This window comes from Serratia sp. EC4, assembly GCF_059652115.1.
Genome location: NZ_JBNIDE010000001.1, coordinates 1,191,616 through 1,216,216 on the forward strand (window position 1 = coordinate 1,191,616; position 24,601 = coordinate 1,216,216).

The 24,601-nt window shown below is 58.9% G+C and carries 21 protein-coding genes; 3 read left to right on the plus strand and 18 right to left on the minus strand.

Going from position 1 to position 24,601, the window contains the following annotated elements; all coding sequences use genetic code 11:
* The first annotated feature begins 136 nt into the window (after window positions 1-136).
* On the plus strand, window positions 137-1,009 hold the full coding sequence (locus ACP39K_RS05575) for a LysR family transcriptional regulator (protein WP_197753382.1): 873 nt from the start codon (window positions 137-139) through the stop codon (window positions 1,007-1,009).
* A gap of 60 nt (window positions 1,010-1,069) precedes the next feature.
* On the opposite strand, the gene nuoN is transcribed toward ACP39K_RS05575, so the two are convergent.
* The 14 genes from nuoN to lrhA form a co-directional block, all read right to left on the minus strand.
* Window positions 1,070-2,527: an NADH-quinone oxidoreductase subunit NuoN gene (nuoN, locus tag ACP39K_RS05580; protein ID WP_025303659.1), complete on the minus strand. Its 1,458-nt coding sequence runs from the start codon at window positions 2,525-2,527 to the stop codon at window positions 1,070-1,072.
* Between the two features lie 6 nt (window positions 2,528-2,533).
* Window positions 2,534-4,063, minus strand: a complete 1,530-nt coding sequence (gene nuoM / locus ACP39K_RS05585; protein ID WP_004936002.1) for an NADH-quinone oxidoreductase subunit M — start codon at window positions 4,061-4,063, stop codon at window positions 2,534-2,536.
* Window positions 4,064-4,158: 95 nt separating this feature from the next.
* Window positions 4,159-6,006 (minus strand): NADH-quinone oxidoreductase subunit L, encoded by a 1,848-nt coding sequence (gene nuoL, locus ACP39K_RS05590; protein WP_015378577.1) that lies wholly within the window; start codon window positions 6,004-6,006, stop codon window positions 4,159-4,161.
* Complete coding sequence (gene nuoK, locus ACP39K_RS05595; protein WP_004936014.1) at window positions 6,003-6,305, minus strand: NADH-quinone oxidoreductase subunit NuoK; 303 nt, start codon at window positions 6,303-6,305, stop codon at window positions 6,003-6,005. The genes nuoL and nuoK overlap by 4 nt, the downstream gene beginning before the upstream one ends.
* A complete protein-coding gene (gene nuoJ, locus ACP39K_RS05600; protein ID WP_004936018.1) occupies window positions 6,302-6,859 on the minus strand; it encodes an NADH-quinone oxidoreductase subunit J in 558 nt (185 codons plus the stop codon). The genes nuoK and nuoJ overlap by 4 nt, the downstream gene beginning before the upstream one ends.
* 13 nt (window positions 6,860-6,872) lie before the next feature.
* Window positions 6,873-7,415 carry an NADH-quinone oxidoreductase subunit NuoI gene (gene nuoI, locus ACP39K_RS05605; protein ID WP_025160170.1) on the minus strand — a complete coding sequence of 181 codons (543 nt, stop codon included), beginning with the start codon at window positions 7,413-7,415 and terminating at the stop codon, window positions 6,873-6,875.
* Between the two features lie 14 nt (window positions 7,416-7,429).
* Window positions 7,430-8,407: an NADH-quinone oxidoreductase subunit NuoH gene (gene nuoH, locus ACP39K_RS05610; RefSeq protein WP_004936022.1), complete on the minus strand. Its 978-nt coding sequence runs from the start codon at window positions 8,405-8,407 to the stop codon at window positions 7,430-7,432.
* Window positions 8,404-11,142, minus strand: a complete 2,739-nt coding sequence (gene nuoG / locus ACP39K_RS05615; protein WP_497008355.1) for an NADH-quinone oxidoreductase subunit NuoG — start codon at window positions 11,140-11,142, stop codon at window positions 8,404-8,406. The genes nuoH and nuoG overlap by 4 nt, the downstream gene beginning before the upstream one ends.
* 76 nt (window positions 11,143-11,218) lie before the next feature.
* Window positions 11,219-12,565, minus strand: a complete 1,347-nt coding sequence (gene nuoF / locus ACP39K_RS05620; protein WP_015378579.1) for an NADH-quinone oxidoreductase subunit NuoF — start codon at window positions 12,563-12,565, stop codon at window positions 11,219-11,221.
* Window positions 12,562-13,113 carry an NADH-quinone oxidoreductase subunit NuoE gene (gene nuoE, locus ACP39K_RS05625; protein WP_004936034.1) on the minus strand — a complete coding sequence of 184 codons (552 nt, stop codon included), beginning with the start codon at window positions 13,111-13,113 and terminating at the stop codon, window positions 12,562-12,564. The genes nuoF and nuoE overlap by 4 nt, the downstream gene beginning before the upstream one ends.
* A gap of 2 nt (window positions 13,114-13,115) precedes the next feature.
* Window positions 13,116-14,912, minus strand: a complete 1,797-nt coding sequence (gene nuoC / locus ACP39K_RS05630; RefSeq protein ID WP_004936036.1) for an NADH-quinone oxidoreductase subunit C/D — start codon at window positions 14,910-14,912, stop codon at window positions 13,116-13,118.
* 96 nt (window positions 14,913-15,008) lie between these two features.
* A complete protein-coding gene (locus tag ACP39K_RS05635) occupies window positions 15,009-15,683 on the minus strand; it encodes a NuoB/complex I 20 kDa subunit family protein (protein ID WP_004936039.1) in 675 nt (224 codons plus the stop codon).
* 15 nt (window positions 15,684-15,698) lie between these two features.
* Window positions 15,699-16,136: an NADH-quinone oxidoreductase subunit NuoA gene (gene nuoA, locus ACP39K_RS05640; RefSeq protein ID WP_004936040.1), complete on the minus strand. Its 438-nt coding sequence runs from the start codon at window positions 16,134-16,136 to the stop codon at window positions 15,699-15,701.
* Between the two features lie 708 nt (window positions 16,137-16,844).
* A complete protein-coding gene (gene lrhA / locus ACP39K_RS05645; RefSeq protein WP_028127747.1) occupies window positions 16,845-17,789 on the minus strand; it encodes a transcriptional regulator LrhA in 945 nt (314 codons plus the stop codon).
* An 855-nt stretch (window positions 17,790-18,644) separates the two neighbouring features.
* Here lrhA and ACP39K_RS05650 point away from each other — a divergent pair.
* Together ACP39K_RS05650 and yfbR are read left to right on the plus strand one after the other, a co-directional pair.
* Window positions 18,645-19,859 (plus strand): pyridoxal phosphate-dependent aminotransferase, encoded by a 1,215-nt coding sequence (locus ACP39K_RS05650; RefSeq protein ID WP_004936047.1) that lies wholly within the window; start codon window positions 18,645-18,647, stop codon window positions 19,857-19,859.
* A 107-nt stretch (window positions 19,860-19,966) separates the two neighbouring features.
* Window positions 19,967-20,566, plus strand: coding sequence for a 5'-deoxynucleotidase (gene yfbR / locus ACP39K_RS05655; RefSeq protein WP_015378582.1), 600 nt, complete (start codon window positions 19,967-19,969; stop codon window positions 20,564-20,566).
* Window positions 20,567-20,593: 27 nt separating this feature from the next.
* On the opposite strand, the gene ACP39K_RS05660 is transcribed toward yfbR, so the two are convergent.
* From ACP39K_RS05660 to yfbV, 4 genes are all read right to left on the minus strand, one after another.
* Complete coding sequence (locus ACP39K_RS05660) at window positions 20,594-22,444, minus strand: SLC13 family permease (RefSeq protein WP_072009655.1); 1,851 nt, start codon at window positions 22,442-22,444, stop codon at window positions 20,594-20,596.
* Between the two features lie 79 nt (window positions 22,445-22,523).
* Entirely contained in the window at window positions 22,524-23,180 is a 657-nt protein-coding gene (locus tag ACP39K_RS05665) for a sugar phosphatase (RefSeq protein WP_033639780.1), read from the minus strand.
* Window positions 23,181-23,197: 17 nt separating this feature from the next.
* A complete protein-coding gene (locus ACP39K_RS05670; RefSeq protein ID WP_016926898.1) occupies window positions 23,198-23,692 on the minus strand; it encodes a YfbU family protein in 495 nt (164 codons plus the stop codon).
* Between the two features lie 142 nt (window positions 23,693-23,834).
* Window positions 23,835-24,290, minus strand: coding sequence for a terminus macrodomain insulation protein YfbV (gene yfbV, locus ACP39K_RS05675; protein ID WP_004936061.1), 456 nt, complete (start codon window positions 24,288-24,290; stop codon window positions 23,835-23,837).
* Window positions 24,291-24,601 lie beyond the last annotated feature (311 nt).

The window sequence follows — 24,601 nt, forward strand, 5'->3', positions numbered from 1 at the left end:
GATGCATTTATACATATCCTGAAACATTATAAATAATGATGATACGAAGCATTTTTTTCGGTCCCCACACCAGAATAAACACCGCATCACACCGCTTCCTTCCCCCTCCCGCCAGTCTGTACAGAGGAGGTGCGCAATGAACTGGGACGACGCCCGATTTTTTCTCGCCGTTGCGCGCTGCGGCACGCTACGCAAAGCCGCCAGCCAGCTGCATGTCGATCAGGCGACCGTCGGCCGACGGCTCTCCGCTTTCGAAGACGCGCTCGGCTCCAAGCTGTTTATCCGCACGCCGAAATCCTTCTCCCTCAGCCCGCTGGGGGAAGAAATGCTGGCGGACGTGATGAAGATGGAAAATGCGGTGCAGGCGATCAACCGTAAAGCCGCCAGCGGTGACGAAAGCCTGTGCGGCAACGTGCGCATCGCCACTACCGATACCCTGGCCGAAGCCTTCGTGATGCCGGCGCTGCAAGATCTGCGGGAACGCTATCCGGCCATCACCGTCACGCTGCTGACGGCGGTCAACATCGCCGATATTTCTTACCACGGCGCAGATCTGGCGATCCGCGGCGCCCGTCCCGATGACGATGAGCTGATCATCAAACGGTTAGCCACCATCGAAATGGGCCTGTACGCCACTCAGCACTATTTGGCGCGGCGCGGCATGCCGGTCAAGGGCGAGCAGTTGCGCGGCCACGATCTGCTGATGTTCCCGCGCGAGCTGGTGCCGCGCCACTGGAACAATTTCTGCGGCGAGGCTCTGCACGAGCCCAACGTCGTGCTGCAATGCAATTCGCAGCTGCTGCTGCGTTCCGCCACTCGCAGCGGGCTGGGCATCGGCCTGCTCTCCGCTTTTTTGGCGGACAAAGACCCGGAGCTGGTGCGCCTGTTCCCGGAGAACAAGGACTGGGTGGATATCTGGCTGGTGCTGCACCCCGATTTGCAACGCGCCGCCCGCGTGCGGGCGGTGGTGCAGGCGCTGGAAACGTCGTTTAGCGCCCATTACGGCTGAGCGCCGTTTCGCCCATAAAAAAAGGCCGCCGAAGCGACCTTTTTACTGTCTGAAGCGTTATCAGAACGTCGGCTGCGCCATCTGCACCAGCGAAATCAGCGGCTGCGGATAAACACCCAACAGCAGCACCAGCGCGGCGGAGATCAGCACCACGACGCCACCGGCGGTCAACGCCCAGTTGTTCGGGGTATCGCGCTGCAGCGATTCCGGCGCGCTGAGGAACAGGCTGACGGTCACGCGCAGGTAGTAGTACAGGCCGATGGCGCTGCCTACCACGACTGCGCCGGTCAGCCACCACAGGTGTGCGCTGACGCCCATTGCGATCACGAAGAACTTACCGATAAAGCCCAGCGTCATCGGAATACCGGCCAGCGACAGCATCATCACCGTCATCACCGCGGACAAGATTGGCTTATGCCAGAACAGGCCGCGGTAAGAGAACAGCGAATCCGCATCCGGGCCGCGGTATGGGCTGGACATCAGGCTGACCACGCCGAAGGCGCCCAGGCTGCTGAACAGGTAACCGGCCAGATAAACGCCGGCGGTTTCCAGCGACAGCTGATGGGTTTGCACCGCAATCAGCGCCACCAGCAGGTAGCCCAGGTGAGCGATCGACGAGTAACCCAGCAGACGCTTGATGTTGGTCTGGCTGATGGCCATCAGGTTGCCGAACAAGATAGAACAGAACGCGATGATCGACAGCACCAGGCGCAGCGCTTCGTTGTCGGCGGCCGGGGCATACAGGAACAGACGCATCACGACCGCGAAGATCGCGATCTTGCTGGCGGTCGCCAGGAAGGTCGAAACCGGCGCAGGCGCGCCCTGATACACGTCCGGCGTCCACAGTTGGAACGGCACCAGCGACAGCTTGAAGCCCAGACCGACGATCATCATGCCCATGCCGGCCAGGATCAGCGGCTGGTGCATCATGTTTTCCTGCAGGCTCTTGCCGAGGCCGGCCAGCGACAGATCGCCGGATTCGGCGTACAGCAGCGCCATGCCGAACAGCAAGAACGACGACGCGGCGGCGGACAGCAGCATGTACTTGATGGCGGCTTCCAGCGGGCGCTTCTGGCGATAGGCGTAGCCCACCAGGCCGAACAGCGGCAGCGAGATAAGCTCAATGCCGATGAACAGCGAAGCCAGATGGTTGGCGCTCGCCAGCAGGATGCCGCCCATGGCGGCGATCAGCACCAGCAGGTAGAACTCTTCGCGGTTATCCGGATAGCCGACCAGCCACGGATAGGCGAAGGTGCAGGTCGCCAGACTCGCCAGCAGCACCAGCCCGGTGTAGAACATCGAGTAGCCGTCAACCCGCAGCAGCGGGGTGACGTCCATTGGGCCTGCCTGGCCGACAAAGTACAGCGAAAGCAGCGCCAGGTTGAGACCGATCACGGTCAGGGTGGCGTTGATAAAGTGGTCGCGTCGCCACGCAATGCCTAGCATCACAACCACCACCGTCAATCCGACGATCAACAGCGGCAGCAGTGCGATCAGTTGTTGAGGAGTTATTGTCATGGCGAATTACGGCCTTGTTGTTGAAATTGCTGAAACTGACGAACCAAACCAGTGTTGCACGTTGCTCATCGCCGCGTTGGAAGTATCCAGAATCGGCTGCGGGTAAACCCCCAGCAGAACCAGCAACACCACCAGCAGCAGAATGATGAACAATTCGCGCGCGGTCATGCCCTGCAGCGGCTGGTCTGACTTAGGCGCACCGTAGTAAGCGCGCTGCATCATGATCAGCGAGTAAACCGAAGCGAACACCAGACCGAAGGTGGAGATCACGGTGATCACCGGCACCACCTGGTAGCTGCCGAACAGAATCATGAATTCGCCGACGAAGTTACCGGTACCCGGCATCCCCAGCGTAGCCACGGCGAAGAACAGCGACAGCGCAGGGATGAACTTGATACGCCCCCACAGGCCGCCCATCTGACGCATGTCACGGGTGTGCAGGCGCTCATACAGCTGGCCGCAGATGATAAACATACCGGCGGCGGACAGACCGTGCGCGATCATCTGGATCACGGCGCCCTGGTAAGCCAGCTGGCTGCCGGTGTAGATGGCGATCAGCACGAAGCCCATGTGCGATACCGAGGTGTAGGCGATAAGACGCTTGATGTCGGTCTGCGCGAACGCCATCCAGGCGCCGTAGAAGATGCCGACCACGCCCAGCCACATGGCGATTGGCGCAAACTCGTGCGAAGCCTCAGGGAACAGCGGCAGGCTGAAACGCAGCAGGCCGTAGGCCGCGGTTTTCAGCAAGATGCCCGCCAGGTCGACAGAACCTGCGGTCGGCGCCTGGCTGTGCGCGTCCGGCAACCAGCCGTGCAGCGGCACCACCGGCATTTTCACCGCGAAGGCGATGAAGAAGCCCAGCATCAGCAGATATTGCACGTTGTGGGACATCGGCGTTTGCAGCAGGTCTTCGTAATCAAAGGTCCACACGCCGGTGGCGTTGTAGTGCACGAACACCAGGCCCAGGATCGCAATCAGCATCACCAGACCGCTGGCCTGGGTGTAGATAAAGAACTTGGTCGCCGCGGTGATGCGGGTTTTACCGTCCGACGCCTTGTGGCCCCACAGCGCGATCAGGAAGTACATCGGCACCAACATCATTTCCCAGAAGAAGAAGAACAGGAACATGTCGATGGCGAGGAACACGCCGATAACGCCGCCCAGGATCCACAGCAGGTTGAGGTGGAAGAAGCCCTGATATTTCTGGATTTCACGCCAGGAACAGAGGATCGCCAGCACGCCCAGCAGACCGGTCAACACCACCATCAGCAGCGACAGACCGTCCAGCGCCAGGTGGATGGAGATGCCGAAGCGCGGGATCCACGGCAGCAGGAATTCGCTCTGCCACTGCGGAATGCCTTTCGGCGTGGTCAATGTATAGCCGCCCTGCATCCACAGCTGCAGAGAGAGCGCCAACGTCAGCCCCATTGCGATCAGCGCTATCCAGCGCGGCACCTTAGTACCGAAGCGCTCAAGCTGCCAGCACAGCAGACCGCCGATAAAGGGGATAAGAATTAGCCAAGGTAATAGCATGGCGTTTTGTGTCCCTTATACGAATAATTTCAAACTTTGTACGTAGCGCCTGCCCGGCGCTACGCCCGAAAAATGCGTCTGTTTAAATTATTCAATTAAACCAAAATCAACAGAGCCAATACGACCACTGCACCCACACCCATAGACGCTATATACCAACGCACCTGGCCGTTCTCGCTCACCGTCAGACCGCGGTTCCCCCAGCGGGAGAAGACGGCCGGCAGGTTCATCAGCGAGTTCAGCGGATCGCGCTGCAGCAGCTTCGCAATGCCCAGGTACGGCTTGACGAACACTTTGTCATACAGCCAATCGAAGCCCCAGGCATGGAACCACCAGGTCGAGAAGAAACGACCCGGCGCGCTGTTGGCGATGCTGTTGACCAGGCTGCGTTTGCCCAGCCACAGCGCGGCCGCCAGCAGAATGCCGACGATAGCCACCACGCCGGAGGTGATTTCCAGCGTCAGCACGCTGCCGTGCGCCAGTTCAGTCGTCTCCGGCAGCACGCCCTGCAACGGCGGCACGATCATCGCGCCGACGAAGGTGGACAGCACCAGCAGAACCAGCAGCGGCAGGTGGTGAGTGATGCCTTTACCGGCATGCGCTTTGATTTTCTCTTCGCCATGGAACACGATGAAAATCATACGGAAGGTGTACAGCGAGGTCATGAACGCACCGACCAGGCCGGCAACCATCAGGTTGATGTGGCCGTTAGCCATCGCGCCCGCCAGGATCTCGTCCTTACTGAAGAAGCCGGCCGTGACCAGCGGCAACGCGGACAGCGCCGCGCCACCCACCAGGAAGCAGACGTACACCAGCGGGATGCTCTTGCGCAGACCGCCCATCTTGAAGATGTTTTGCTCGTGGTGGCAAGCCAGGATCACCGAACCGGACGACAGGAACAGCAGCGCCTTGAAGAACGCGTGGGTCATCAGGTGGAAGATCGCCGCGTCCCATGCCTGCACGCCCAGCGCCAGGAACATGTAACCGATCTGGCTCATGGTGGAGTAAGCGAGCACGCGCTTGATGTCGGTCTGCACCAGCGCGGCGAAGCCGGCCAGCAGCAGAGTGACCGCACCGACGATGCCCACCAGGTGCAGCACTTCCGGCGCCATCAGGAACAGGCCGTGCGTGCGGGCGATCAGATAGACGCCCGCGGTCACCATGGTCGCCGCGTGGATCAGTGCGGAAACCGGGGTTGGGCCCGCCATCGCGTCCGCCAACCAGGTTTGCAACGGCAGCTGCGCCGATTTACCGACCGCGCCGCCCAGCAGCATCAGGGTCGCCCAGGTGATGGCCGTATCGCCCACCGCCAGTTTCTGCGGCGCCAGGATCATCAGCTCGCGGATGTTCAGCGTGCCCAGCTCGTTGTAGAGGATGAACAGCGCGAACGCCAGGAACACATCGCCCACGCGGGTGACGATAAAGGCTTTCATCGCCGCCGCGCCGTTGGCCGGATCTTTATAGTAGAAACCGATCAACAGGTAGCTGCACAGGCCCACGCCTTCCCAACCCAGATACATCAGCAGCAGGTTGTCCGCCAGCACCAATACCACCATGCTGGCGATAAACAGGTTGGTGTAAGCGAAGAAGCGCGAATAGCCCTCTTCACCGCGCATGTACCAGGAAGCGAACATGTGGATGAAGAAGCCGACGCCGGTGACCACCGACAGCATGGTCAGCGACAGGCCGTCCAGCACCAGGGTCACGCCGATATTGAAGTTGCCGACGGCCATCCAGGTCCACAGGCTTTGCTCGAACAGCTGCACGCCGGCGGCTTTCTGGGCGAAGAAATCCATCGCCACATACACCGTAACCAGCGCAGCCAGGCCGATAGAACCCACGCCGACGGTGGCCGCCGTGTTTTCAGACCAACGACCGCGGGAAAATGCCAACAGCAGGAACCCGATCAGCGGTAGCAGAATTGTTAAATATAATAGGTTCATCCGCGCATCTCACTGACAGTATCAATATTCAGGGTATGACGACGACGGTAGAGCTGCAGCAGCAGCGCCAGACCGATACTGGCCTCGGCTGCCGCCAGGCTGATCGCCAGGATGTACATCACCTGCCCGTCCGCCTGGCCCCAGTAGCTTCCCGCCACGATAAACGCCAACGCCGCAGCGTTGATCATCACTTCCAGGCTGATCAGCATAAACAGCAGGTTGCGGCGCACCAGCAGCCCGGTCAACCCGAGCACAAACAGGATAGCCGCCAGGATCAGGCCGTGTTGAAGAGGGATCATGCTTGCTCCTCCGATTTTCTTCTCGCCATTTCGCCACCCACCGGCGCGTTGCTCAGCACCTCGCCAGGTTTGTGCTCGCGGCCGATATGGAAGGCGACAACCAAACCCGCCAACAGCAGCATTGAAGCCAGCTCAACCGCCAGTACGTAAGGCCCGAACAGGCTGATGCCCACCGCCTTCGCGTCAACCATCTCACCGCTGATGCCCTGATCGGATACGCTGCGGATCGCAACGATCAATACCACCAGCAGCGCCAGCGACAGCAGGCCAGGCCCGATCCACACCGTCGGCTTCATCCAGTCGCGCTCTTGCTGCTGCACGTTGCCGAGGTTAAGCATCATCACCACGAACACGAACAGCACCATGATGGCGCCCGCATAAACGATGATTTCCAACGCGGCGGCAAAGTAGGCGCCGAGAGAGAAGAAGACTGCCGAGATCGCCAATAACGAGACGATCAGATACAGCAGCGCATGCACAGGGTTGGTATGGGTGATCACGCGAATCGTCGCGGCCACCGCAATCAAACCTGCCAGATAAAATGCAATTTCCATGCTTGCTGGCTCCTTAGGGCAACAGACCTTTGACGTCGATCGGTTTGGCTTCGTTTTCGGCTTCGCCTTTGGCTTTGCCGTCAATCGCCATACCGGCCATCCGGTAGAAGTTATATTCCGGATATTTACCCGGCCCCGAGATCAACAGATCCTCTTTTTCGTACACCAGATCCTGACGCTTGTACTCGCCCAGTTCGAAATCCGGCGTCAGCTGGATAGCGGTAGTTGGGCAAGCCTCTTCGCACAGGCCGCAGAAGATGCAGCGCGAGAAGTTGATGCGGAAGAACTCCGGATACCAACGACCGTCTTTCTGTTCTGCCTTTTGCAGCGAGATACAGCCGACCGGGCAGGCAACCGCACACAGGTTACAGGCGACGCAGCGCTCTTCGCCGTCCGGATCGCGCGTCAGCACGATGCGGCCGCGGTAGCGCGGCGGCAGGTAAACCGGTTCTTCCGGATACATCTGGGTTTCGCGCTTGGCGAAGGCATGCATGCCAATCATCCAAATGCTGCGCACCTGGGTGCCGAAACCAACCACTAACTCTTTCAATGTCATGGTTTATTCACCCCTTATTGAGCGTTGTACAAAATGACCGCGGCGGTTGCCAGCAGGTTCAGCAGCGTCAGCGGCAGGCACACTTTCCAGCCGAAGGACATCACCTGGTCATAACGCGGACGCGGCAGCGCGGCGCGGATCAGGATGAACATCATCATGAAGAAGGCCGTTTTCAACGCGAACCAGATGAATGGCGGCAGGAACGGACCCTGCCAGCCGCCGAAGAACAACGTCACAATCAGGGCGGACACGGTGACGATACCGATGTATTCCCCCACGAAGAACAGACCGAACTTCATGCCGGAATATTCGATGTGGTAACCGTCAGCCAGTTCCTGCTCGGCTTCCGGCTGGTCAAACGGGTGACGGTGACACACCGCCACGCCGGCGATCGCGAAGGTCACGAAGCCGAAGAACTGCGGAATGACGTTCCAGACGTGCGCCTGAGATTCAACGATGGCCTGCATGTTGAATGAATCCGCCTGCATCACCACGCCCATCAGCGACAGGCCGATGAACACTTCGTAGCTCAGGGTTTGCGCGGAGGCACGCATCGCGCCCAACAGCGAGTATTTGTTGTTGCTCGACCATCCGGCGAACAGCACGGCGTACACCGCCAGGCCGGCCATCATCAGGAAGAACAGAATACCGATGTTGAGATCGGACACCGCCCAGGTCGGGCTGACCGGCACGATGGCAAATGCCAGCAACAGGGAAGTAAAGGCGATCATCGGCGCCAGGGTGAAGATCACCCGGTCGGAGAATCTCGGCACCCAGTCTTCCTTGAAGAACATTTTGATCATGTCGGCGACCAGCTGCAGCGAGCCGCCCCAGCCTACGCGGTTCGGTCCGTAGCGGTTCTGGAACAGGCCGAGCAGACGGCGTTCGCCGAAGCTCATGAATGCCCCGCACGCCACGACCACCAACAGGATCACGACCGCTTTAAGAATGGCGATCAAGATGTCGATCACCTCAGGGGTAAACCAGCTCATCGTGCCGCCTCCCGCAGATTGTCTACCTTAGCACCCACCAAGATCGGCGGGATCCCTGGCAAGCCGAGCGGCAAACCAACCTGGCCCTGGGTCAGGGTTTCACTCAGACGCACCGGCAGACGCAGGGTCTGGCCCGCGCAGTTGAACTCCACCAGGCTGCCCGCGTTGACGCCAAGCGTCGCCGCATCGGCCGGGTTGACCATCACGTAGGCCTCCGGCATACGCTGCTGGATCACGTGAGAGCGCTGCGACATTTCATCGCTGCCGAACAGGTGGTAGTAAGGCGCGACACGCCAGCCGTCGTTCGGATTGAAGGCGGCAGGCACGCGATCGAAGTAACCGAGGCTGCCCTCCCCCGCTTCGATCAGGCGCACGCCCGGATCGCCGTGACGCAGTTTGCCGCCCACTTCGGCCTGGAACTTGTTCCATGCCTGCGGTGAGTTCCAGCCTGGCGCCCAGGCGAACGGGATCTGCTGACGATCGGCCAGCGGGCTGTTGTTCCCTTCCATCGAGAAGGCGAACATGGTGTCTTTATCCTGCGGCTGACGCGGCTCGTGCACGCTGATGTTGGCGCGCATGGCGGTACGGCCGCTGGAGCGGTGCGGCGAACGCGCCAGCTTCTGACCGCGAATGCGGAACGTCGCGTCCGGCGCGGCGTCGACGATGCCCTGCAGCTGCGGCAACGCGGCGACGCAAGCGGCGATCACGTCATCGAGCTGGGTCCAGTCCACGTGGCGGCTGGTGTAGGTGGAGTGCAGCGAGTGCATCCAGCGCCAGCTTTCCAGCATCACGGTGAACTGATTCTTCTTGGCGTCGTCGTAGTAAGCCGGATCGTACACCTGGAAGAAGCGCTGCGCGCGGCCTTCCTGGTTGATCAGCGTACCGTCGCTCTCGGCGAAGCTGGCCGAGGAGAGGATCAGGTTGGCTTTGTCCATGATCGCGGTGCGCTGGTGGTCGGCGACGATCAGGTTGTTGACCTTGGCCAACGCCGCGTCCACCTGCGCCGCCGGCGCATGACGATAGAGATCGTTTTCCATCACGATGGCGGTGTCGGCTGCGCCGCTCGCCAGCTGTTCCAGCGCCTGATCGAGCGAACCGCCGCCGATCATCGCCAGGCCCATGCTGTTGGCTGCGCCCGCCACGAAGGTGATGCCGACGTCGGCACCGCGGCCCTTCAACGCTTTGGCGATGTTGGCCGCCGCTTCGATGATGGCTTCGCTGCCGGCGTTGCTGCCGGTAATGATCAGCGGTTTGCGTGCGCCGGTCAGCGCCTGCACGATGATATCGACTTTCTTGTTCAGGCCTTCAGCCAGACCGTTCACCGCCGGCGCTGCGCTGTCCAGCGCGTGAGCGATGGCGAAGCCGAAGCGCGCCTGCTCGTCAACCGGCGCGCGGTAGTTCCAGGCGGCGATGTCGTCCAAGCGGGTGTTGTCGACGTTGGTGGTGAACAGCGGGTACTTGGCGTGCTGGCCGATGTTCTGCACCGCCGCGATCTGCCAGTCGGCAACGCGCTGCGCCGCCGCCATCGCGCGGGCTTTCCCCTTGACGGCCTGACGCACGGACAGCGCGATGCGCGCGCCGGTTTGCGTCAAGTCTTCGCCCAGCACCAGCACCGCGTCGTAATCCTCGATCTCGCGCAGCGCCGGCGTATGAACGCCGCCGTTTTTCAGCACGTTCAGCATCAGCGCCAGGCGTGATTGCTCAGCCTGAGCGATACCGGTGTAGTAGTTCTCGGCGCCGACCAGCTCGCGCAGTGCGAAGTTGCTTTCCAGGCTGGCGCGCGGGGAGCCGATGCCGATGGTTTTCTTCGCCTGGCGCAGGATGTCCGCCGCGCCCTGCATCGCCTGCTCGGCGTTCAGGGTGATCCAGTCATCGCCGCGCAGCTGCTGCGGTTGACGCGGACGATCTTTCTGGTTGACGTAGCCGTAACCGAAACGGCCGCGGTCGCACAGGAAGTAGTGGTTCACGCTGCCGTTGTAACGGTTTTCGATACGGCGCAGCTCGCCATAGCGCTCGCCCGGGCTGGTATTACAGCCGATGCTGCACTGCTGGCAAATGCTCGGCGCGAACTGCATGTCCCATTTACGGTTGTAGCGTTCGGAGTGCGTTTTGTCGGTGAAGACGCCGGTCGGGCACACTTCCACCAGGTTGCCGGAGAACTCGCTTTCCAGCGTGCCGCTTTCCGGGCGACCAAAGTAGACGTTGTCGTGCGCGCCGTACACGCCGAAGTCGGTGCCATCCGCATAGTCTTTGTAGTAACGCACGCAGCGATAGCAGGCGATGCAGCGGTTCATCTCGTGCGAGATAAACGGCCCCAGCTCCTGGTTGTTGTGGGTGCGCTTGGTGAAGCGGTAGCGGCGGAAGCTGTGGCCGGTCATTACCGTCATATCCTGCAGGTGACAGTTACCGCCTTCCTCACAGACCGGGCAATCGTGCGGGTGGTTGGTCATCAACCACTCGACCACGCTTTCACGGAACTGCTTCGCTTCGCCGTCATCGATGGAGATGAAGGTGCCATCGGATGCCGGGGTCATACAGGACATCACCAAACGGCCGCGCGTATCTTCCGCGTTTTGGTATTGCTTTACCGCACATTGGCGGCAAGCGCCGACGCTTCCCAGCGCCGGATGCCAGCAAAAGTAAGGAATATCAAGGCCGAGGGAGAGACAAGCCTGCAGCAGGTTGTCCGCCCCGTCTACCTCATACTCTTTGCCGTCTACATGAATCGTAGCCATAGTCAGCATGCTTCCAAGTGGCCTGCCTTGCGGCAGGCGTTAATCAAAAATTCTGGCCGTGTTCGGGCGAGTCGGCTTACCAGCGTTGCTTCAGCAGATTGTTCGGCTGAATGCCGCCAATCGCATGGGCGTTGCCGAAGTGCTGCACGGCGATACCCGCCTCGAACTCTTCACGGAAATATTTAATCGCGCTTTGCAGTGGCTCTACGGCACCTGGCGCGTGGGCGCAGAAGGTTTTGCCCGGGCCGAGGGAACGGCACAGCTGTTCGAGGGTTTCGATATCCCCCGGCTGCCCTTCACCGTTTTCCAACGCGCGCAGGATCTTCACGCTCCACGGCAGGCCATCGCGGCAAGGCGTACACCAGCCGCAGGACTCGCGGGCGAAGAACTCTTCCAGGTTGCGCACCAGCGGCACCATGCCGATCTCGTGGTCAACCGCCATCGCCAACGCGGTGCCGAGACGGCTGCCGGCTTTGCCGATCGCGCCGTATTCCATCGGCAGATCGAGGTGATCGGCGGTCAGGAAGTCGGTGCCCGCGCCGCCCGGCTGCCAGGCTTTGAAACGCAGACCGTCGCGCATGCCGCCGGCGTAGTCTTCCAGGATTTCGCGCGCGGTGGTGCCGAACGGCAGTTCCCAGACGCCAGGATTTTTCACCCGGCCGGAGAAGCCCATCAGCTTGGTGCCTTTGTCTTCACTGCCGGAGATGCCGGTGTACCACTCCACGCCGTTCGCCAAAATGGCCGGCACGTTGCACAGCGTTTCGACGTTGTTGACGCAGGTTGGCTTGCCCCAGACGCCGGCGCTGGCCGGGAATGGCGGCTTGGAGCGCGGGTTGGCGCGGCGGCCTTCCAGCGAGTTGATCAGCGCGGTTTCTTCGCCGCAAATGTAACGGCCGGCGCCGGTGTGCACGATCAGCTCGAAATCAAATCCGGTGCCGAGAATGTTCTTGCCCAGATAGCCGGCTTCGGTGGCTTCCGCGATAGCGCGACGCAGGTGCGCCGCCGCTTCGATGTACTCGCCGCGCAGGAAGATGTACCCGCGGTAGGCTTTCAGCGCGAACGCGGAGATCAGCATGCCTTCCACCAGCAGATGCGGCAGCTGCTCCATCAGCAGGCGGTCTTTGTAAGTGCCCGGCTCCATCTCATCGGCGTTACACAGCAGGTAACGGATGTTCATGGATTCGTCCTTCGGCATCAGGCTCCACTTCAAACCGGTGGAGAAGCCCGCGCCGCCGCGGCCCTTCAGCCCGGAATCTTTCACCAAGCCGACGATCTCGTCCGGGGCCAGGCCTTTGAGGGCCTTCTCTGCGCCGGCATAGCCGTTTTTGCTGCGGTATTCGTCCAGCCACAGCGGCTGCTTGTCATCGCGCAGACGCCAGGTCAGCGGATGCGTTTCGGGAGTGCGTACAATGTGCTTGGTCATTGATACTGCTCCAGTAGCGTCTCGATATCTTCAGGCTTCAGCTGACTGTGAGTGTCCTCGTCAATCATCATGGTCGGCCCTTTATCGCAGTTGCCCAGACAGCAGGTCGGCAACAGCGTGAAGCGGCCATCAAAGGTAGTTTGACCAGGCTTGATGTTCAGCTTCTTCTCGATAGCGGCCTGAATGCCCTGGTAACCGGTGATGTGACAAACAACGCTGTCACAATAACGGATCACGTGACGTCCTACTGGCTGACGGAAAATCTGGCTGTAGAACGTGGCCACGCCTTCTACGTCGCTGGCGGGGATGCCCAGCACTTCCGCGATGGCGTAAATCGCACCGTCCGGAACCCAACCGCGCTGCTTCTGCACAATTTTCAGTGCTTCGATGGACGCGGCGCGCGGATCCTCGTAATGGTGCTTTTCGTGCTCGATCGCATCACGTTCTTCCGCGCTCAGTACAAATGCATCAACGCCGCTCTGAGGAGCGGCTGCATTGATGGGCTCGAGCGCATCGTTGACTGCGTGATTGTCTTTTTGATCATGCATAGTTAGCGGTCCACATCTGACATTACAAAATCGATACTACCCAGATAGACGATCAGGTCGGAAACCAGGCTGCCTCGGATGACCGATGGGATCTGCTGCAGGTGCGCAAAGCTCGGCGTACGTACCCGGGTGCGATAGCTCATGGTGCTGCCGTCGCTGGTCAGGTAGTAGCTGTTGATCCCTTTGGTGGCTTCAATCATCTGGAATGATTCGTTGGCTGGCATCACCGGGCCCCAGGAAACCTGCAGGAAGTGGGTGATCAGCGTTTCAATGTGCTGCAGCGTGCGCTCTTTCGGCGGCGGCGTAGTCAGCGGGTGATCGGCCTTGAACGGGCCTTCCGGCATGTTGTTCAGGCACTGTTCGAGGATGCGCAGGCTCTGGCGCAGTTCTTCCACCTTCAGCATCACGCGGGTGTAGCAGTCGCTGGTGCCGTCGCCGACCGGCACTTCGAAGTCGAAGTTCTCGTAGCCGGAGTACGGACGCCATTTACGCACGTCGAACTCCACGCCGGTCGCGCGCAGGCCGGCGCCGGTCACGCCCCACTCCAGCGCTTCTTTGGCGTTGTAAGACGCGACGCCGATGGAGCGGCCTTTCAGGATGCTGTTCTTCAGCGCCGCTTTCACGTAGGAGTCCAGACGCTTCGGCATCCAGTCGAGGAATTCACGCAGCAGGCGATCCCAGCCGCGCGGCAGATCGTGCGCGACGCCGCCGATGCGGAACCAGGCCGGGTGCATACGGAAACCGGTGATCGCTTCCACCAGATCGTAGATTTTCTGACGATCGGTAAAGGCGAAGAACACCGGGGTCATCGCGCCGACGTCCTGAATGAAGGTGGAGATGTACAGCAGGTGGCTGTTGATGCGGAACAGCTCGGACAGCATCACGCGGATGGTGTCGACGCGCTCGGGCACCTTGATGCCGGCCAGCTTCTCGACCGCCAACACGTAAGGCATTTCGTTCACGCAGCCGCCGAGGTACTCGATGCGGTCGGTGTACGGGATGTAGCTGTGCCAGGATTGACGCTCGCCCATCTTCTCGGCGCCGCGGTGGTGATAGCCGATATCCGGCACGCAGTCGACGATCTCTTCGCCGTCCAGCTGCAGAATGATGCGGAACGCACCGTGCGCGGACGGGTGGTTCGGGCCGAGGTTGAGGAACATGAAGTCTTCGTTCTCGGTGCCGCGCTTCATGCCCCAGTCTTCCGGCTTGAAGGTCAGCGCTTCCATTTCCAGATCTTCTTTCTGCTTGGTCAGCACGAAAGGATCGAATTCAGTGGCGCGCGCCGGGTAGTCCTTGCGCAGCGGGTGCCCTTCCCAGGTCTGCGGCATCATGATGCGCGACAGGTGCGGATGGCCGTCGAAGGTGATGCCGAACATTTCCCAGGTTTCGCGCTCGTACCAGTTGGCGTTCGGGAACACCTTGGTCGCCGTCGGCACGTGCAGGTCTTTTTCAGACAGCGCCACCTTCAGCATGATGTCGCGGTTGCGCTCGATGGAGATCAGATGGTAGAAAACGGAGAAATCCGCAGCGGGCAGGCCGTCGCGGTGGGTGCGAAGGCGTTCATCCACGCCATGCAGATCGAACAGCATGACATACGGCTTCGGCTGTTTTCTCAGGAACGTCATTACTTCCAGTAACTGGTCAGGTTTAACCCATACCACGGGCATGCCGGTACGAGTGGCCTGAACAGTAAAGGCTTCCGGCCCAAAACGGTTGCGCAGTTCGCCGATCACCGGGTCGTCAAGGTGATCTCGGGTCTGCCAGGCAGGCAAGGCGTCGTGCGTCGTCAAATCTGTCATAATTTTTTTTCACCACACTAAAGGGTTATTCGCCGCAAGTTTCACTTTTCGCTGTGTTAACCAATAGCGCACTAAGATGGACGTTAAATGAACGTCTTAAATCTCGTCAGGCGTCCGGAGGTTGGTCACCGCGATGCGCTCGCCGTGTTTACGCTCTCTTTCAGACTGCATATTGGCGCGGTAAACGCCCTGATCGCCGACAACCCACGACAGCGGGCGACGTTCTTTGCCAATGGATTCCTGCAGCAGCATCAGCGCTTGCATGTAGGCTTCCGGACGCGGTGGGCAGCCGGGAATGTACACGTCGACCGGCAGGAACTTGTCCACGCCCTGCACCACGGAATAGATGTCGTACATGCCGCCGGAGTTGGCGCAAGCGCCCATCGAGATCACCCACTTAGGCTCCAGCATCTGCTCGTACAGGCGCTGGATGACCGGGGCCATTTTGGTGAAGCAGGTCCCGGCTACCACCATCAGGTCAGCCTGACGCGGGGAGGCGCGCAACACTTCCGCACCGAAACGCGCCACGTCGTGAACGGCGGTAAACGACGTCACCATCTCCACGTAACAGCACGAAAGGCCGAAGTTATACGGCCAAATAGAGTTTTTACGCCCCCAGTTCACCATGTCATGCAGCGCATGTTCGAGTTTACCCATGTAAACCGTGCGGTGAACCTGTTGTTCCAGGGGATCGGCGACGATCTCCTGTTTTTGCAGGGGATAACGGTCGTTCTCACCGTTCGGGTCTATGCGGGTGAGCGTATAGTCCATCTTAATGCCTCGCTGTTACTGCGGATGACTGTTGGTGTTAGTGATCGTGCTCGGTTTGCTGCGGCGTTGGGAACGCGCCGGAGTCCAATCCAACGCGCCGATGCGCACCAGATAAACCAGACCGGCCAATAGCACCAAAATGAAAATGGCGGCTTCGATAAAGCCCACCCAGCCGCTCTCGCGAATCGAGACCGACCAGGCATACAGGTATAAGGCTTCAACGTCGAAAATAACGAAGAACATGGCCACCAGGTAGAACTTGGCGGACAAGCGCATGCGCGCCGTGCCGACCGAGTCGATACCTGATTCAAACGGGGTGTGTTTGGCGCGCGCCCGGGCTCTCCCGCCCAAGAAGAACGCACCCAGCAGCATTAAGCCGCAAAGCCCGATAGCCACGACGAGAAATACGGCGAGCGCCCAGTGATGAGCGATAACTTCAGTGGTTGTTGACATACTCTATGCTTACTCATCAAAAGTGGCGTCGATCGCACTGCTCTTGTCACCGGCAGTTAGTGCGCCACATCGATTTAAGGGAAGGATAAATAACCACACAAACAAACTGCTTTTACAGCGAGTTAGGCAGCGTTTTTCTGTGGGCTTTTTACTCCTTTCTATAACCTTTTGTCAACTTTGACAAAAGTATCTACACACTAGTTTACATACGTATCATTTGATTAACATTTGATGCGCCAGGGACAGGCTAAATCGTGTCAGTTAATTTTTGTGTAGAAACAGATAGATATAAACCAACATGCACATTTCAGTTTTACTATACCATTGTCTCAGGAATTCCCTGTTCTTCCACTCACTACCTAGGGGTATTTTTTTGATCCAGGACACGTTTTCAGCATAAATCCTCAAAAAAAGTGTGGCCCTTTAACAATTTTCCTCAAATTAAGCCGCAAAAACGACCGCCATAAGCTAACAAAATAACCCTGCTATTACCATGCCTTTAACTCATTCAATCTTATTGTGCAAAAAACAAACCCAGCATCTTAAATCCGGTCAAACTCTCTTTTCAGCAACGCTTAAAAGTTAATAAAACAGACAACTCATAACAAAATCACACTTAAACCTCTATAACAGTAGAAATCATCAAAAAACGGCCAAAAAAAACCTCCGCCGAAGCAGAGGTTTTTCATCAGATATCACGCCGCGGCGTTATTCTTCTTCGTCCACCAGGCTGGCATCATCCTGATCGCCCTGGAGACCGGCTTCCGCGCCGTTGAAGCCATAGCCGTCATCGCCGCCCTGCATCGCGCTGAAGATGGCCATGGCCAGTTCGTTGCTGCACTGCGCGTTTTTGCACAGCGCATACTGGGTATCCGGCAGCGGCGGCAAACCTTCCACCGCGCCCAGCACCCGCAGATCGGGGCTCATCATCTCGATCGGCCGCGCGGTCACGCCCAGGCCGGCCTTACAGGCCGCCCGCACCGCGGACAGCGTGGAGGCGACGTAGGCGATACGCCACGGGATACCGGCTTCGTCCAACTGTTTGATCGCCAGCGCGCGGAACGGGCTTGGTTCATCCATCACCACCAGCGGGATAGGTTCGCCGGCCTGATAGTGATAATCGGCAGCGCAGTACCACAGCGTCGGCGACGTACGCAGCACGATGTGCGGGTGCCCGGCCGGATCGGCCGTGGTCACCGCCAGATCGATCTCCCCCTCTTCCAGCAGATCGACCATCGTCGTGCTGCGCTTTACGCGCACGTCAATGGCCAGCTTCGGATAGATGGCGGTCACGCGGTTCAACAGGAAAGGCAGAATGGTATCGGCGGTGTCGTCGGAAGCGCCGATGGTCAGAACACCTTTAATATTGTTGTACATCAGCGAGGTACAGGCTTCGTCGTTAAAGCGCAGGATCTTCCTGGCATAACCGAGAAGCTGAATACCATGCTCAGTCAGGAGTTTGTTGCGCCCATGGCGGGCAAACAGTTCTTTGCCGACCAGTTGCTCTAATCGCTGCATTTGTTGGCTGACGGCTGATTGCGTACGGCAAACGGCAACAGCCGCCGCCGCGAAGGTATTCAAATCAGCAACCGCAACAAAGGTTCTTAGCAGATCGAGGTCGAGATTAAGTATCGGACGATTTGCAGTTGTCATAGTGTATTCTTCACTTTTTTAAATTCTAATTTACGAACTACTACCCTGGTGTGTTTCTCAGACGCCGTTGAAAAGGACGGAGCCTGTTATGACAGTACCCCACTCATAAGTGGAGGGCAAAAAAATTACTTATGATTCGTTACCTCTATCGCTTTTTAAAATGCGATCTATCGATGGTGCTTATAGAACGCGGGAGACTGAATACCGGTGGAAAGGGAAAACCCCCACCGAACCTGAGATTTTACTCATTGATACTGCCTAATTTCCACTCCATTCGTGCTACTGAGAATCCTTATCAACCGGCGTTCAGGCTGCATTACAGAGTAAGAAAAATAAATAATTAACGGCACCAACGTCGTGTTATCACTCAATGAATTTAATAAATTCAATCAGTAAGATTTTTACTTTAAATAATAATCCTATAACCACATAAACAATGCTTAAGCTGAAATATAAAGTAAAGCTAATGTAAATATGCCATTTTTTTAGTGTGGTGCGCTAACCGGCAACCCGCTATCAGACAACTCCGGTATTATCGTTCCTTTACAGTTTATTGAAGCCTATTCTCACTTTCGGCTTATCAGTTCACTGCTGCCGGCCGCGATCGCCGACACGTCTCGTTTATCGACACGTAATTTTACAGAACAAAACCCTAGTAAAATTATAGTTCATGAAATTATGAACTACAAAATAACTTTACCTTTGCTTATCATAACTAAAATCCCCCGTTACGACATGCATTTGCACCAAAGGCGTGCAAAACCCTTCAAAAGCAACTACGCCAGGAGTACATTGGGCGGGTTGCGGCGTCCCACGGTAGGAGCGCCCCTATCCCAGCAAAAGGCTCAACTTTTTATGTCCCCCATTGAGAAATCCAGCAAACTGGACAACGTCTGCTATGACATTCGCGGCCCGGTGCTTAAAGAAGCTAAACGTCTTGAAGAAGAAGGCAACAAAGTCCTGAAACTGAACATCGGCAACCCTGCCCCGTTCGGTTTCGACGCCCCGGACGAAATCCTGGTCGACGTGATCCGCAATCTGCCCACGGCGCAAGGCTACTCCGACTCCAAGGGCCTCTTCTCGGCGCGTAAAGCGATCATGCAGCACTATCAGGCGCGCAACATGCGTGACGTGACCGTTGAGGATATCTACATTGGCAACGGCGTCTCGGAGCTGATCGTTCAATCCATGCAGGCGCTGCTCAACAGCGGCGACGAAATGCTGGTGCCGGCGCCGGACTATCCGTTGTGGACCGCCGCGGTCTCGCTGTCCGGCGGCAAAGCCGTGCACTACCTGTGCGATGAGCAGGCCGGCTGGTTCCCGGATCTGGACGACATCATCAGCAAGATCACCCCGCGCACCCGCGGCATCGTGATCATCAACCCGAACAACCCAACCGGCGCGGTGTACAGCAAAGCGCTGCTGGAACAGATCGTCGAGATCGCCCGCCAACACAACCTGATCATCTTCGCCGACGAGATCTACGACAAGATCCTGTATGACGAAGCGGAGCATCATTCGATCGCTGCGCTGGCGCCGGATCTGCTGACCGTGACCTTCAACGGCCTGTCGAAAACCTACCGCGTGGCGGGCTTCCGCCAGGGCTGGATGGTGCTCAACGGGCCGAAGAAGCACGCCAAAGGCTATATCGAAGGGCTGGAGATGCTGGCTTCGATGCGCCTGTGCGCCAACGTGCCGATGCAGCACGCCATTCAGACCGCGCTGGGCGGTTATCAAAGCATCAGCGAATTCATTCAGCCCGGCGGCCGTCTGTACGAACAGCGCAACCGCACCTGGGAACTGCTCAATGACATTCCGGGCGTCTCATGCGTGAAGCCGCAGGGCGCGCTGTACATGTTCCCGCGCATCGATGCCAAACGCTTCAATATCCATGACGACCAGAAACTGGTGCTGGATCTGCTGCTGCAGGAAAAAGTGCTGCTGGTGCAGGGGACCGCATTCAACTGGCCCTACCCGGATCATGTGCGCATCGTCACCCTGCCGCGCGTAGACGAGCTGGAAATGGCGGTCGGCAAGCTGGGCCGCTTCCTTGAAGGCTACCATCAGTAATCGCCTGGGGCGCAGCGCCTTGCTGCGCCCTTCTCTCATTGCCCGGTTGCAAAATTCGCCGTCACTGCTTCACAATGGGGGCCTCACTTGCCGTTAAAGAGAGCACCATGAGCCAGAGCCATTTCTTCGCCCATCTGTCCCGCCTGAAACTGATCAACCGCTGGCCACTGATGCGCAACGTGCGCACCGAGAACGTCTCCGAACACAGTCTGCAGGTGGCTTTTGTCGCCCACGCGTTGGCGGTGATCAAGAACCGCAAGTTCAACGGCAATCTCAACGCCGACCGGGTTGCGCTGCTGGCGATGTATCACGACGCCAGCGAAGTGATCACCGGCGACATGCCGACGCCGATCAAGTACTACAATCCGCAGATCGCCCACGAGTACAAGAAGATCGAAAAGATCGCCCAGCAAAAGCTGCTGGACATGATCCCCGCGGAACTGCGCAACGATTTCCGCACCATTCTCGATGAGCACTATTACAGCGAAGATGAAAAGCAGGTGGTAAAGCAGGCGGACGCATTATGCGCCTACCTGAAATGCCTGGAGGAGCTGTCTGCCGGCAACAACGAATTTACCCTGGCCAAGGCGCGGCTGGATAAAACCCTGGAACAGCGCCGCAGCCCGGAAATGGACTACTTCATGGAAGTGTTCATTCCCAGTTTCAGTCTGTCATTGGACGAAATCAGCCTCGACAGCTCGCTGTAACCCCGCCGGCGCAGCCTCGCTGCGCCGTTAAAAACCGTAGAGCCACGGCACCACAATCACGCTGACCGCCATCACCAACAGGGTGAACGGCACGCCGAGCCGTACGAAATCGCCGAACTTGTAATTGCCCGGCCCGAGAACCAGCGTATTGACCGGTGAAGAAACCGGCGTCATAAAGGCGGCGGACGCGGCGACGGCGATAATCATCGCGAACGGGTATGGCGATACCCCCATTTCGCGCGCGGCGGCGATGGCGATCGGCGCCATCAGCACCGCCGTCGCGGTATTGGAAATAAACAGGCCGATGGTGGCGCACAAGACGAACAGGCACAGCAGCATCACGCGCGGCCCCGCGCCGCCGGCGACGTCCATCAGCCCGCTGACGATCAGATCCACCCCGCCGGTCTTTTGCAGCGCCTGCGCGAACGGCATCATGCCAACGATCAAAATAATGCTCGGCCAATGGATCGATTTATAGGCGCTCTCCATATCGATGCAGCGGAACTTGCCCATCAGCAAACAGGCTATCAGCGCCGCGATCGGGTTGGGGATTTCGTCGGTCAGCATCATCGCCACCATCAGCGCCAGGCAAAACAGCGCATGCGGCGCCTGCGTGATGGCCGGCGCCACTTCGTCCACCTCGGCCGGCAGATTGAGCACGATAAAGTCGTGGGTTTTGGCCTGCAGCTGACGAATCGCCTTCCAATCGCCGATCACCAGCAAGATGTCGCCCAGTTCCAGCGGCTCGTCCACCAACTTGCCGCCCAGCGTCTCGCCGTGGCGGCGGATGCCCACCACGTTCAGATCGTAGCGACTGCGGAACGCCGCTTCGCGCAGGCTTTTGCCCAGCAGCGCCGAGTCCGGGATCAGCGACACTTCGGCCATGCCGACGTTGCGCGACTGTTCCGAGAAGTAATCGCCGCGCAGCACCATCGGCTCCAGCCGCTGCTCGCCGCAGAATTCGCGCAGATCGACCTGGCTGTCCGACATGTCGATCAAGAGGACGTCGCCCTCGCGCAGCTCGGTGCTGCCGGAGGCGCTGACCATCACCCGCCGGAAGCGTTTCCAGCGCTCGATGCCCACCACGTTGGCGCCATAGCGCGCGCGCAGGTGCAGCTCGTCCAGCGAACGCCCGATCAGCGGCGAAGCGCTGCGGACAGCCAACCGCCGCGCGCGGCCGGTAAGCTTGTAATCGCGAATCAGGTCACGGAAGGTGCGGCGCTGCCAGTCGTCGCCGGCTTTGCCCGTGTCGCCGCTGCCCAGCCAACGCCGGGCGATCAGCATGTAACCGACGCCCAGCGCCAGCACCGCCAGGCCAATGGGCGTCACGCTGAAGAAACCGAAACCATGGATGCCTTCACGCACCAGTTCGCTGTTGACCACCATGTTGGGCGGCGTGGCCACCAGCGTCATCATGCCGCTGATCAGCCCGGCGAAGCTGAGCGGCATCATCAGCCGCCCCGGCGCGATCTTCATTCTCGCCGTCACGCTGAGCACCACCGGGATAAAGATCGCCACCACGCCGGTCGAGCTCATAAATGCCCCCAATCCGGCGACCGTCACCATCAGCAGCATCAACATTTTGGTTTCGCTGCTGCCGGCCACTTTCACCAGCCAGTCGCCCACCTGATAAGCCACGCCGGTGCGCACCAGCCCTTCGCCGATCACGAACAGCGCGGCGATCAAAATCACATTGGGATCGCTGAAACCGACCGTCGCCTCCTGCAAGCTGAGCGTGCCGCTCAGCACGAAAGCGATGATCACCAACAGCGCCACCACGTCCATCCGCAGCTTGTTGGTGGTAAACAGCACGATGGCAATCAGCAGTAAACTCAGCACCCACAGTAATTCGCTGTTCAAAACGGCCTCATCCGGCAAATGTCCAAGGGTCTAAAAAATAGCATAAAAAAACCCCGCCGAAGCGGGGTCTAATCAATTAGGGTGAAGATAATGCCGCTTAAACCCGCCGGCGAACGATCGCGCCCTGCGCCGTTTTATCGACGGCGATCTGCGCCAGCGAATCCAGCCGCAGGTCGACCTGCTCGAGCTTCGGCGCATCGGCCGGGGCGTTGACCGCAATCACCTGGCAACCCGCCGCCAGGCCGGAGAGAATGCCGGCCGGCGCGTCTTCGACCACTACGCACTCGTGCGGCGCCAACCCCAGGCGCTCGGCGCCCAGCAGATAGGCGTCGGGCTGCGGCTTGCCATGTTTAACCTGCTCGGCGGTGATGAACACCGCCGGCTGCGGCAAACCGCCGGCCTGGCGGCGAGCGCCGGCCACCGGCACCGAACCGGAGGTGACGATCGCCCAAGGGATGCCGAGCGCGTTCAGGCGCTCCAGCAACGCAATCGCGCCCGGCAGCGCGCGAACGCCATCGGTATCCTGCGCTTCCACCTGCTCCAGCAATTGGAATTCGCGCTGAATTTCCGCTTCGCTTTCGCCCGGCATAAAGTGGCGCAGAGAAGTAATGGCCTGTTTACCGTGAATGAAGTCCAGCACCGCTTGCGGGTCGACGCCGCGGCGCTCGGCCCAGTGCGTCCAGGCGCGCTCTACCGCCGGCAGCGAATCCACCAGGGTGCCATCAAGATCGAACAGAAAACCCTTACACTCCACAGAAAACCTCTTCTTAATCAAGCATTGATGATTTGCGCTATCTCAACGGCGCTCAAGTGATACTGGCGCGGACAGGCCAACCAGATCGCCAGCATACGCTGGTATTTTTCCCACATTTTGGTCTGGGCGTTAAAACCGTGGCTGCCGGAATCAAAGTGAGTATAGCGCCCCTCGGTGCTGACCAGAAAACGCACGTAACTCAGGTAGCGCGCCTCGGTCGCGGCGTCGAAGCCGAGGAACGCCAGGCGGCGCTCGTCCAGATCCTGCTTCTCTTTCAGGTTGCCCCAGGAAACCTGCAGCGCATGATGCATTTCCATCACGTTGATGATGGTGCGGCACACCTCTTCGCTCAGTTCGCCGAAGTCGCGATCCAGCTCGCGCATTTGCAAACCGAAGCCGCGTTCGACGATGGTTTGCAACCGGCGATAACGATCGCCGTTGTCCGGATCGAGCAAGGTCATCATCTTGTACTGATTCGACAGGATCAGCCGCTGGGCGTTGGTCATTTCCATCAGGATTTCCTCATTTCTGTGTGATGGCGGGAGCATCGCACAGCGCAAGAACGCAGGAAATCACAACTCGACCGTTCTTTGATTTAAACCGGGGTTATTGGCGCTTAGACGAAAAAGGCCGCACAACGCGGCCTTTTTTCATTTACAGATCGTCGAGGAAGGTTTTGTCCAGCTGCTTGAAGGCGCGCTTGAGCAAATCAGCCAACGTTTGATAGGTCGGCGTGCCTTCGAGCGGCGCCACCGCCTGTCCGGCTTCCGTCAGCTTGTTGCGCACCTCATGGAACCATTGCAGCAGCGTCGGCGGCAGCGGCGTGACAGAACGGCGCCCCAGCCACCACAAGCCCTGCATCGGCAGGCTGCAGGCGAACAGCGCGGTGGCGATCGCCGGGCCCAATTGGCCGCCGAGCGCGATCTGCCAGGTCAGCGTGAAAATCGCCAACGGCGGCATGAAACGGATAGCGAAACGGGTGGCACGCGCAACGCGGTTCTCCGGAAAGACCGGTGCCAGACGTTTGTCTGACGGCCAGGTTTTCATATAATGCTGCCCGCGCTGGAAGACCTGAAACCAGCTTACGGAACCGGACGGTTTGCTCGTCATTGCGTACCTCAACGTCACGTAAAGAAACTAAAAGCGTGCTGCCAGAGACCATACTAAAAAATTTGAAGCTTTAAATTTATTTTGTGTTTGCACCGGGCTATCGGTATCCTAAGCCGGCCTTGTGGCCGGTAGAAGATGACGTAAATTTTGTCAACTTTTAGCCCTATAAAAATCAAGATTATTTAAACCGCAGAGAAATCATCGGTTTTTCCATCATCCTGTGATTTGTGCACTTCACATGATGTTAATCATAAATGTCATCGGCACTATGCGCTACGCTTGTTGTCTGATTGACGATTAATTCACCACGT